The sequence below is a fragment of the Dietzia sp. 111N12-1 genome, from assembly GCF_001658045.1.
GTDB classification, from domain to species: domain Bacteria; phylum Actinomycetota; class Actinomycetes; order Mycobacteriales; family Mycobacteriaceae; genus Dietzia; species Dietzia kunjamensis.
Window position 1 is genome coordinate 59,188 of sequence record NZ_LSSV01000030.1, and the last position, 11,202, is coordinate 70,389.

11 protein-coding genes are annotated in these 11,202 nt (G+C 70.6%); 8 read left to right on the top strand and 3 right to left on the bottom strand.

Going from position 1 to position 11,202, the window contains the following annotated elements; genetic code table 11:
* Positions 1 to 24: 24 nt before the first annotated feature.
* Entirely contained in the window at positions 25 to 351 is a 327-nt protein-coding gene (locus tag AYO52_RS08085) for a hypothetical protein (protein ID WP_067715680.1), read from the bottom strand.
* Positions 348 to 1,271, bottom strand: coding sequence for a mycothiol conjugate amidase Mca (gene mca, locus AYO52_RS08090; RefSeq protein WP_067715682.1), 924 nt, complete (start codon positions 1,269 to 1,271; stop codon positions 348 to 350). Before mca ends, AYO52_RS08085 begins: the two co-directional genes overlap by 4 nt.
* Before the next feature lie 137 nt (positions 1,272 to 1,408).
* Between mca and AYO52_RS08095 the strand changes: the two genes are divergently transcribed.
* The 6 genes from AYO52_RS08095 to AYO52_RS08120 all read left to right on the top strand — a co-directional run bounded on the left by AYO52_RS08095 (position 1,409) and on the right by AYO52_RS08120 (position 8,762).
* Positions 1,409 to 1,867, top strand: coding sequence for a DUF4307 domain-containing protein (locus AYO52_RS08095; RefSeq protein ID WP_067715685.1), 459 nt, complete (start codon positions 1,409 to 1,411; stop codon positions 1,865 to 1,867).
* A 147-nt stretch (positions 1,868 to 2,014) separates the two neighbouring features.
* Complete coding sequence (gene greA / locus AYO52_RS08100) at positions 2,015 to 2,512, top strand: transcription elongation factor GreA (protein WP_067715687.1); 498 nt, start codon at positions 2,015 to 2,017, stop codon at positions 2,510 to 2,512.
* A gap of 94 nt (positions 2,513 to 2,606) precedes the next feature.
* On the top strand, positions 2,607 to 4,847 hold the full coding sequence (locus AYO52_RS08105; protein ID WP_067715690.1) for an AAA family ATPase: 2,241 nt from the start codon (positions 2,607 to 2,609) through the stop codon (positions 4,845 to 4,847).
* The gene (locus tag AYO52_RS08110; RefSeq protein ID WP_253701998.1) at positions 4,844 to 6,271 is read left to right on the top strand and encodes an McrC family protein; all 1,428 of its coding nucleotides are present in this window, start codon (positions 4,844 to 4,846) and stop codon (positions 6,269 to 6,271) included. Before AYO52_RS08105 ends, AYO52_RS08110 begins: the two co-directional genes overlap by 4 nt.
* Positions 6,268 to 7,500, top strand: coding sequence for an SGNH/GDSL hydrolase family protein (locus tag AYO52_RS08115; RefSeq protein ID WP_067715692.1), 1,233 nt, complete (start codon positions 6,268 to 6,270; stop codon positions 7,498 to 7,500). The genes AYO52_RS08110 and AYO52_RS08115 overlap by 4 nt, the downstream gene beginning before the upstream one ends.
* A 41-nt stretch (positions 7,501 to 7,541) precedes the next feature.
* Positions 7,542 to 8,762 carry an acetyl-CoA C-acetyltransferase gene (locus tag AYO52_RS08120; RefSeq protein WP_067715695.1) on the top strand — a complete coding sequence of 407 codons (1,221 nt, stop codon included), beginning with the start codon at positions 7,542 to 7,544 and terminating at the stop codon, positions 8,760 to 8,762.
* Between the two features lie 281 nt (positions 8,763 to 9,043).
* Here AYO52_RS08120 and AYO52_RS08125 read toward each other — a convergent pair whose 3' ends face one another.
* Positions 9,044 to 9,907, bottom strand: a complete 864-nt coding sequence (locus tag AYO52_RS08125; RefSeq protein WP_067715698.1) for a Bax inhibitor-1/YccA family protein — start codon at positions 9,905 to 9,907, stop codon at positions 9,044 to 9,046.
* A gap of 516 nt (positions 9,908 to 10,423) precedes the next feature.
* Between AYO52_RS08125 and AYO52_RS18555 the strand changes: the two genes are divergently transcribed.
* Complete coding sequence (locus AYO52_RS18555; protein ID WP_172812135.1) at positions 10,424 to 10,594, top strand: hypothetical protein; 171 nt, start codon at positions 10,424 to 10,426, stop codon at positions 10,592 to 10,594.
* A 169-nt stretch (positions 10,595 to 10,763) separates the two neighbouring features.
* On the top strand, positions 10,764 to 11,202 hold a 439-nt coding region (locus AYO52_RS08130; RefSeq protein WP_156523567.1), incomplete at its 3' end, for an FAD-dependent oxidoreductase.

The window sequence follows — 11,202 nt, forward strand, 5'->3', positions numbered from 1 at the left end:
GGGCGGGCTCAGCGGGGGTCGGGCTCAGCGGGGGTCGGGCTGCCCGTCGGTCGACTCCAGGGGCGGGACGGCGCCACGGTCGGTGCCCTCGTCGGCGAGCTGATCCGGCTCGGGATGCTCGGTGTCGAAGCTCTCCGGCAGGTTCTTGATGTGCTTGTTCATGTTGCGGATGAGCAGCACGGTGGCGATGAGGAGCAGCAGGATCACCGGGATACCGATCGGCGACGCCTTGCCGAACTCCGGTCCCACCGGGTTGTCGTTGTACCCGGGCGTACCGGGCGACTGGTTCTGCGCGAGGACCATCGCCGACTGGTACGCCAGGATCTGGACGTCCGGTCCCAGGGTGATCATCGTGGGTCCTCACTCGTGCTCGGGCCGACGGGGAGTGCGACGTACGGGTCGACCCCCTCGAACAGGTCTGTCTCGTATTCTCCCTCACCGAGCTGTGGAAATCCCACCCGGCTCGCGGCGAGCTCGAACTCCTCGGTGGGCCACACCCGCTGCTGCATCTCCACGGGTGCGGCGAAGAACCAGCCGTTGGGGTCGATCTGGGTGGCGTGGGCCAGCAGTGCCGAGTTGCGCTGCTCGAAGTAGTCCGCGCACTCGACCCGCGTGGTGACCCGCTCCATGATGTCCGGGCGGTCCCCCCAACGGGACAGGAACTCCTCGAAGTGGCGCACACCGTCGCGGGCGAACAGCTCGTCGTCCAGCAGCTGGAGGCGGCTCTTGGGGAATCCGTGGGTGTAGTAGACCTTGGCGATCGCCCACGGCTCACCGGCGTCCGGATACCGGTCGGGGTCGGCGGCGGCCTCGTACGCGGCCATCGACGCCGAGTGCACCTTCAGGTGATCCGGGTGGGGGTATCCACCGTTCTCGTCGTAGGTGATCATCACGTGGGGACGGAACTCCCGGATCCTGCGGACCAGGGACTCGGTGACCTCGTCGTCGTCGGCCAGGGCGAAACATCCCTCCGGCAGGGGTGGCGTGGGGTCACCCTCCGGCAACCCCGAGTCCACATACCCCAGCCAGTGGTGGTCGACACCCAGGATGTCGGCGGCGCGCGCCATCTCACGCACCCGGACGCCCGTCAGGTCCGCGACGATGTCGGGGCGGTCCATCGCGGGGTTGAGGATGTCGCCCCGCTCGCCCCCGGTGCACGTCTCCACCAGCACGTGGACGCCCTCGGCGACGTACCTGGCCATGGTTGCCGACCCCTTGGACGACTCGTCGTCGGGGTGGGCGTGGACCGCCATCAGCCGCAGACCGGCCATCGGGAGCACCTGCCGTTCTTCTCACGTGAGTGGATGACCGCACCATTCTATGGGCGTCGGCCCAGGCGCCGCCCCCGGCGGGGCCCGCCGGCGACCCCCGGCCGTCCCCGCCAGCGTGCCCCGATACCCTGGCTCCCATGAGTGAGCCGAGGTCGGACGCCCCGTCGCAGCCCCCCGTGGGCCCGCCCGCGGACCGGTACGCGACCGCCGACCGCGGCTCGAACCTGACCGGCAAGGTCGTCGCCGTCATCCTGGCGCTGCTCGTGGGCGGGTTGGTGGTCGCCGGCGTCTACACGACGTGGCGACTCAACCAGACGCCGGACATCACCGGTGAGGCGATCGGGGTGGAGGTCGTCGACGAGACCCGGGTCGACCTGACGTTCACCGTGACGCGCGAGGAGCCCGGCACGCCCGCCTACTGCATCATCCGGGCCCAGGAGGAGTCGAAGGGCGAACTCGGCCGACGCGAGGTGTACGTCCCACCGTCGGAGAACACCACGATCCAGATCGACGCGTCCGTCTTCACCACCGGACGCGCCTTCGCCGCGGACGTCTACGGGTGTGGCGACGACGTCCCCGACTACCTGCGCAGGTAGGGCCGCAGACGGCGCGGCCGTCAGGGCCGCGCGTAACGGACGGCGAGCAACGGCGCCTGTGTTAGAATCGGCGCTTCAGCACGGCTCCCTTTTTCGCGGGGCCGTGTTTTTCTTACATCACGCACGCGAACAGATTGGAGTGCGCTCATGGCGAACGACACCCAGGTCCACTGGTTGACCCAGGAATCGTACGACCGCCTCATGGCCGAGAAGGAGGCGCTGATCGCCAACCGTCCGGTCATCGCCGCCGAGATCAACGAGCGGCGCGAGGAGGGCGACCTCAAGGAGAACGCCGGCTACCACGCCGCGCGTGAGCAGCAGGGCCAGGAGGAGGCCCGCATCCGGACCATCGACGACCTGCTGGCCAACGCCCAGGTCGGCGAGACGCCCACCGAGTCCGGTGTCGCGCTCATCGGCTCCGTCGTCCGCGCCTACTACAACGGCAACGAGGACACCAAGGAGACCTTCCTCATCGGTACCCGCGGCGAGGGTTCCGGCAAGGACGACCTCGAGATCTACTCCCCCGAGTCCCCGCTCGGCAAGGCCGTCCTCGGCGCCAAGAACGGGGAGAGCCGCGAGTACACCGCCCCCAACGGCAAGAAGGTCGCCGTCACCATCGTGACCGCGGAGCCGTACCACAGCTGACCGGCTGAAGACGGGGACCGGTGGTACGTTCTTCACGAATATCGGGTCGCCTCCAGGCGGGCCCGAATCCGCCCCGGCGTAGCAGGAGTTCCACGTGTCAGACGGTTCCCAGGACAGGCCCCACGGCCCGGCCCCGACTATCGAAGCGGCGGCCGGGCGGGTCCTGGGACCGGCACTGCGGACCGGTCAGTCCCCCTTCGAGGACGACCTCTACACGTGGACGCCCGAGGTGGCCGAGGAGCTGGCCCGCCGTCTGGACTCCGACCCCGAGGAAGGGGCCGCCGGCGCGGCGCCCGGGTCGACACGCTCCCCCGTGATGCAGGCGCTGCACGACCAGCTCGAGGGCGCACCACGGCCCGTGGTCCTGCTCGCCGCCGAGCTGCTCTTCATCCAACAGCTCCCCCTGTCCACGGTCACGGCCCGCCTCAAGCGCGGCCGCGTCCGCGACGTGCTCTCCTGGATCGAGGACGCGCCCGGGATCCCCACCGATCTCGACGAGGTCCTCAGCGAGAAGGGCCCGCTCACCGGGGGCCTGGGTTTCAACGTGCAGATGCGCGAGCACCTGCGCTGGCTGTGCTCGTTCGTCATCCACTGGGCGGAGCTCGACGCGTCCGTCCGGGACGCCGCGCTGTCGGACCCGTGGGAGTTCCAGCGCGCGGCCCGCTCCACCCCCGGTGACTGGCGGGCCATCCGCTACAGCCTCCAGTACCTCGTGTGGCCCGGCTACTTCCAGCCGATCGTCAAGCACGAACACAAGACCCGCATCCGCGACGCGTTCGCCGACCTCATCGGCGGCCCGTCCGGCATCGACGAGCTGGACATCGACCAGGACCTGCACCGCATCTCCGAGGTACTGTCCGCGCAGCTCGGCCAGCCCGTCGACTGGTACCGCGGCTCCGTGGCCAACCAGTGGCAGCGCCACCGCGACGACCACTCCCGGCGCGCCTGGCTCGTGCGGCCCGGCCGCGGCGGCGTCGGCCAGGCCGGCCAGTGGGTCGCCCAGAACCGCATCGCGCTGCCCGCCTCGCACCTGCCGCGGATCCCCGCGCACGCCAGCCGGCTCGAGGTGTCCCAGGCCGTCGAGCAGGGTTATCCGCACCTGGACTACCAGGCCCGGTTCCAGCTCACCGCCGAGCTGCACACCTTCCTGTCCCGGATGAACCCGCAGGACGTGGTGGCCACTGTCGCCGACGCCAAACTGCATCTGGGCACCCTCACCGACGACCTCGGCTACGTCGACGACGGCGGCCAGCAACTCGAGCGCTCGGTGCTGTGGAGCACCGTCACCCTCGACCTGGAGACCCTGCCCAGTCCCCTGTCCGAGTTGATCGGCGAGCCCGGCACGGTCGTCGACCTCACCGACGGCCTGGACGCGATGCTCTCGGCGATGCACCCCGGGCGCCACTCCGCGGAGTCGCAGGTCGCCGAGGCCCCCGCCGCCGGGGCGGTGCCGACCCTGCCCGAGGTCACCGACGAGCTGGCCGACGGCCTGCACATGCCCCGCGAGGAGTTGCAGGAGATCGTCGACACCCTGCAACAGCGTCAGCAGATCGTGTTCTACGGCCCGCCCGGCACCGGCAAGACCTTCCTCGCCCAGGAACTGGCCCGCTTCCTCGCCGGCCCCGACGACCCCAGCCGGGTCCAGCTGGTGCAGTTCCACCCCAGCTACGCCTACGAGGACTTCTTCGAGGGCTACCGACCCACGCTCACCGAGTCCGGGCAGCCCGGCTTCGCTCTCCAGGCCGGGCCGCTGCGGCGCCAGGCCGCGCGGGCGACCTCGGAGTCGGGCCGCGAGCACCCGAGCTTCCTCATCATCGACGAGATGAACCGCGCCGACCTGGCCCGCGTGTTCGGCGAGATGTACTTCCTGCTGGAGTACCGGGACCGGACCGTGCTGCCGCAGTACTCCCCCGACACCTCGTTCCGGCTGCCGCGCAACCTGTTCATCATCGGCACCATGAACACCGCCGACCGGTCGATCGCCATGGTCGACGCCGCCATCCGCCGACGCTTCGCGTTCATGGAACTGCACCCCGACACCCCACCGGTAGCCGGTGTGCTCCGACGCCACCTCGAGGCGCGCGGCGTGACGACCGAGCCCGCGGAGCTGCTTGAGGCGCTCAACTCCGAGATCGACGACTCCGACCGCGACCTGCGGATCGGGCCGTCGTACTTCATGAAGGACCGGGCCACCGAGCCGGGCGGTCTCGAGGCGATCTGGCGCTTCGACCTGCTCCCGCTGCTCGAGGAGCACTACTACGGGCGGCTCACCCGCGCCGAGGTGCACGAGCGGTTCGGCCTCGCGGCACTGCGCCGCAAGATCGGGCGGGCGTGACCGCGACTCCGACTCGCGCCGGCACGCCGGCGTCGGCACAGTCGCCGGCGTCGCCGGTGGCGCTCGAGTTCGACGAGTTCGACCGCCGCGGCCGACTGGTCAACCTGAGCTGGGAGGGTGCGCAGCACCTGTCGCAGACCGGCCTCGTGGAGGTGCTGCCCGCCGGCCGCGACACGTGGCGGCTCATCCCCTGCGGCGCGGTGGGCTCGGTCCGCGTCGAAGGTCTGTCAGTGCGGGTCATGCCCGCCGCCAGCCTCGGCCTGACGCAGTTGTTCTTCCTGCTCGACCACGCGGCCGACGACCCGTTCCTGTCCTCATCGGTGCAGGCCAGGGACGACGACGAGCTGTGGACCTCCGTCGCCGAGTCCATGGCCCGGTTGGCGCACCGGGCCCTGTCCGCCGGGCTGCTGCGCGGGTACCGCAGGGTGGACGAGGCGCTGACCACCGTGCGCGGCCGGATCCGCCTGGGTGACCAGATCCGCCGCCACCCGGGCATGACCATCCCGCTCGAGGTCACCTACTCCGAGTTCACACCGGACATCGCAGAGAATCGCATCCTGCGCACGGCCGCCCACCGCCTGCAGTTCCTGCCCGAGCTGCCCGATGCCACCCGCCGCCGGCTGGCGATGGTCGACGCCCGCCTGTCGGACGCCACGCTCATCGGCCAGGGCGCGCCCGTGCCGGCGTGGACGCCCAGCAGGCTCAACGCCCGCTACCAGGACGCGCTCGCGTTGGCGGACCGCATTGTGCGACGGATCTCGGTGGAGGTCGAGGACGGTCACGCCGCGTCCGCGGCCTTCGTCACCGAGATGCCAGCACTGTTCGAACGCTTCGTGGAGGCCGAGCTGACCGCCGCCCTCGACGGCCGGGGTGGTCGGCTGCTGCAGAACCCCGTCGTCAACCTGGATTCCGGTGCCGAGGCGGACGACGCGCCGTCGGGTCGTCACAGCGCGCCGTCCGACGACGGTGACCACATCTCCGTGCGCACGGGGTTGGTGTACGAGGTCGACGGCGAGCCCGTCACCACGTTCGTCCCGACCTATCCCACGGACCGCCGGGCCCGCGCCGCCGAGCACTACCGACTGTTGGCCGCCTGCACCGCGCTCGGGGTGGACCGCGCGTACCTGGTCTACCCGGCCCAGCGGCGCGACGATTCCCCCCAGCCCCGACGGATCGTCCACACCGACATCTCGATCGTGGAGTACCCGATCGACCTCTCCCGCGGGCCGGCCGAGAGCAGGAGGGCTATCGTCGAGTTGGCCCAGCACGCCCGTGAGCTGGCCGCTCCGTCCGCCGCACGCCACCGGACGGGCTCACGCCACGACGCCGGGTCCCACCACAGCGCCGGGTCCCACCACAACCCAGAGTTCGACCACAACCCAGAGTCCGACCACAACCCAGAGGGGAGACGACACGCCCGATGACCGACGCCGACGACGCCTCCCGACGCCTCTGGATGAGCCTCGGGCTGGCTGCCGTCGGCACGGTCGGGGCGTTCCGCGGCGCCCAGGAGGTGCTCACGCAGCAGGCCCGGATCGCGCGCCGGGTGATCCCCAAGCCGACGTCGCGGCCCTACTCCGGCGACGGGCTCTACCGGCCCGGGGCCCGGTCACCCGAGCCGTGGCGACCCGGAATGACGTGCGACGTGCACATGATGATCTTCGGCGACTCGCTCGCCGCCGGCCTCGGCGCCGACTCCCCTGACGAGTTGCCCGGCGTCCTGCTGGCGCGGGGTCTGGCCGAGGAGTCCGGCTGGGACGTGCGGCTGAGCATCAAGGCGATCGTCGGCGCCACGTCCAAGGGACTGCCCGGGCAGATCGAGGCGATGCAGATCGCGCACGGCGACCCCGACATCTCGGTGATCCTCGTCGGCGGCAACGACATCACCTCCCGCAACGCGATCGGTCCCTCGGCGCGGCGAGTGGGCGACGCGGTGCGGGCGCTCCGGGAGAACGGTTCGCACGTCGTCGTGGGCACCTGCCCCGACCTGAGCATCATCAAGCCGGTCCCCCAGCCGTTGCGATCGGTCATGTCCGGCCTGAGCCGACGCCTGGCCGGCGCGCAAGCCATGCAGGCCCGCAAGGCCGGCGGCATCCCCGTCTCCCTGGCGGAGACGCTCGCGCCCGAGTTCCACCGTCGCGGCGAGAGCCTGTTCTCGCCCGACCGGTTCCATCCCAACTCGGCCGGATACGAACTCGCCGCCGGCCTGCTGCTGCCCGCCGTGTGCGTGGCGCTGGGCGTGTGGGAGGACATGCCCGAGGAGCAGCTGCCGCACGATGCCGAGGAGGCCGCCGCCTCGCTTGAGGCCGCCGAGAGCGCCGCCGATCTCGCCGTCTCCGGCAGCTCCGGCGAGACTGCCGACACCGGCGCGACCGCCGGCACCGGTGCGCCCGCCGAGACTGCCGACACCGGCGCGCCCGTCGAGCACCGCGAGTCCGTGGTGGCCCGGCTGACCAAGCGCCTGACCGACTTCGTCCGCACTCACGAGGATGCGGACGACGGTGACCGGAGCACGTTCCTGCATAATGAGGACGTGGACGGTGACCCCGAGAGCACGGGCGAGGCCCGTGAGGCCGCGGACACCCTCCGACGCCGTAGCCGGATCCTGACACCGGCCCGCTCGACGCGGGACGACCCGGATCCCCAGGACTGACCCGACCACACCAGCACTCACCCGCAACGAAGGAGCTTTCCATGCCGGAAGCCGTGATCGTCTCGTACGCCCGTTCCCCCATCGGGCGCGCCAACAAGGGTTCCCTCGTGGGCATCCGCTCCGACGACCTCACTGCCCAGATGGTCAGGGCCGCGCTGGACAAGATCCCCGCGCTCGACCCCACCGAGATCGACGACCTCATGCTGGGCTGCGGCCTGCCGGGCGGCGAGCAGGGCTTCAACATGGGCCGTGTCGTCTCCGTGCTCGCCGGCCTGGACACCGTCCCGGGCACCACCGTGAACCGCTACTGCTCCTCCTCGCTGCAGACCACCCGTATGGCGCTGCACACGATCAAGGCCGGCGAGGGTGACGTGTTCATCTCCGCCGGTGTGGAGACCGTCTCCAACTTCTCCAAGGGCACCGCCGACCACTGGCCGGACACACACAACCCGATCTTCGCCGAGGCCGAGGCCCGCACCGCCACGCGCGCAGAGGGCGGCGCCGAGACCTGGACCGACCCGCGCGCCGAGGGCCTGCTGCCCGACGTGTACATCCCGATGGGCCAGACCGCCGAGAACGTGGCCCAGATGACCGGCATCACCCGCGAGGAGCAGGACCGCTGGGGCGTGCGCTCGCAGGAGCGCGCCGTGGCCGCCGTCGACCGTGGCCACTTCGCCAATGAGATCACCCCGGTGACGATGCCCGACGGCACCGTCGTCTCCGCCGACGACGGCCCGCGGCCCGGCACCACCTACGAGAAGATCTCGCAGCTCAAGCCGGTCTTCCGTCCCGACGGCACCATCGCGGCCGGCAACTGCTGCCCGCTCAACGACGGTGCTGCCGCCCTGGTGATCATGTCCGATACCAAGGCCAAGGAGCTGGGCCTGACCCCGCTCGCGCGCGTCGTCTCCACCGGCGTGTCCGGCCTGTCGCCCGAGATCATGGGCCTGGGCCCGATCGAGGCCGTCAAGAACGCCCTGCGGATCGCCGGCAAGTCGATCTCCGACATCGACCTGTTCGAGATCAACGAGGCGTTCGCCGTGCAGGTGCTCGGCTCGGCCCGCGAGCTCGGCATCGAGGAGGACAAGCTCAACATCAACGGCGGTGCCATCGCGCTCGGCCACCCCTTCGGTATGACGGGCGCCCGCATCACCGCGTCGCTGCTCAACAACCTGCAGGCCGAGGACAAGCAGTTCGGCGTCGAGACCATGTGTGTCGGCGGCGGCCAGGGCATGGCGATGGTGCTCGAGCGCCTCAGCTGATCCCATCCGGCGTGGCCTGAGCCCGCGCCACCCCGCGGCACTGCGAACGCCCCGGGCACGCTTCTCTCGAGGAAGTGTGCCCGGGGCGCTCTCGTCGTTGGTCCTGCAGCCTGCTACCCCGGCGGCGCCCGCGCAGTGCGCGGGGGCGGGCCGGTGCGCCGGCCGACGCCGGGCCCACACCCGAAATGCCGACGACCCCGGCTCCCCTCGCGGGGGGCCGGGGCCGTGGGATTCGCCGGAACCTGACCTGATCAGTCAGGCAGCGCTACAGCTCGCGCCGGTCAGTCGCGGAAGTAGCTCATGAGGCGGAGGATCTCGACGTACAGCCACACCAGGGTGACCGTGAGGCCGAGCGCGACGCCCCACGCCATCTTGGACGGGGCACCGGCGCGCACGAGGCGGTCGGCGTTGTCGAAGTCCATCAGGAAGCTGAACGCGGCCAGGCCGATGGCCAGGAGGGAGAAGCCGATCGCGATCGGGCCGCCGTCGTAGAGCGGGTTGGTGCCGGTGAACAGGCTCAGCACGATGCTGCCCAGGGCCGCGAACAGCACGCCGACGATCGCGGCAGACATGAAGCGGGTGAACTTGGGCGTCACGCGCACGGCGCCGGTCTTGTAGACGAACAGCATGCCCACGAAGACGCCGATGGTGCCGAGGATCGCGGCACCCACCGCGCCGAGGACGCCGCCGGTCCCCTGCAGGTCGATGGTGAACAGGTACGTCGCCGCGCCGACGAACAGCCCCTCGAGGGCGCCGTAGGTCAGGGTGACGGGCGCGGAGTCCATCTTGCGCGCGAAGGTGGCGATCAGAACGGTGATCAGGCCGCCGATGCCGCCGACCAGGATGAACGGGAACAGCAGCCCCGGGTTCATCGTGATCAGGTAGAAGGAGATCGTGCCGACGATGGCGAGCAGACCGAGGGTCGTGCCGGTCTTCGCGACCACATCATCGATCGTCATGGGCCGCGTGTCGGCGGCGAACTGCGGGTGCGCCTGCGGGGCACCGTAACCGGCCTGGGCACCGAAGCCCTGCTGGCCGTACTGGCCCTGCTGGAAGGCGCCACGGCCGGCACCACCGAGATGGGTGGCGCCGCGGGCACTGTCCGTGGACAGTGAACTGAAGACCGGGTTGCTACTGGTGCGCATCGAGGTCCCTTCGGAATTGTCGGGGAAGGTCGTTGGTCGAGAGTCCCCGCCGGGTCACCGACGAATCACTCGTACATAGTCAACGCGCGGGCTCACCTGTGTGTTCCCGGCGCCGATACACATCTTGCCCGATCGGTGCGACAGGTCGGGGAACCACTCGCGGCAATGACGCAAGCTCGGCTGCCACCCCGTGACGGATCCCGAGACCTTCTACGTGGACGGCTACGAGGGCCCGCTTCTACCCGGCGAACTGGAGCGCGCGCGGGAATGGGGCGACGGCTTGACCCGCGGCGACTGGTGAGCCGGGCTGGACGCCGGCGGGGGTGAGCCCGACGAGAACGACGACGACGAGGTCGACCACCCCGCCCACGCCACAGGTGCAGGGCGTGCCGAACCGGCAGGGTTGACCGATACCCCTAGGGGTATGTAATCTCGGGGCATCAGCCAGTCGGATCATCGGCCGGCGGTCGGCGCGATCCACGCCGACGACAACCCCACCCCCTGAGGAGTCTCATCATGTGCCGTCCCGCCACCTGCAAGAAGTGCGGCAAGACCACCTGGGCCGGATGCGGAATGCACGTCGACCAGGTGATGACCGGTGTGCCCAAGGCCGACCGCTGCCCGGGCCACGAGTCGGACGTCCCCGCGGTCAAGGACGGCTTCTTCGCGAAGATGTTCAGCAGGTAATCCCAGCCGCCCACCCGACTCACCTGTCGGATTGCGACTCACCTAGGGGGACCCCGTAGATCAGGCGCAATCCGACAGGTGAGTTTCGCATTGCCAGGGTGCAGGTATCCCGATCCGTCGCCGTCGACCTCCCGCGCCTGATACACATCGACGTGACGGGAGGCCTGGCATGGAGCAATCGGTGGACATCGTGGTGGTGGGCGCCGGAATCGCGGGGCTGGTCGCGGCCCGGGAACTCACCCGGGCCGGTCTCGAGGTTCTCGTGCTCGAGGCCCGGGACCGCGTGGGCGGGCGCCTGCTCAACGCCGACCTGCCCGACGGGAGCCCCATCGACGTCGGCGGCCAATGGGTGGGCCCCACCCAGCACCGGATCCACGAACTGATCCGGGAGCTGGGCCTGGAGACCTTTCCGACGCACACCGCCGGCCGGCACATCGCCGAGCTCGGCGGGACCCGGTCCGAGTACACCGGCGCGATCCCCCATATCGATCCCCGTACGCTGGCCGACATCGTCCGGGCCCGGTCGCGGCTCGATCGCATGGCCGCCGCCATCCCGCCGGACGAGCCGTGGCGCGCGGCCGATGCCGAGCGACTAGTGGGCATCTCCG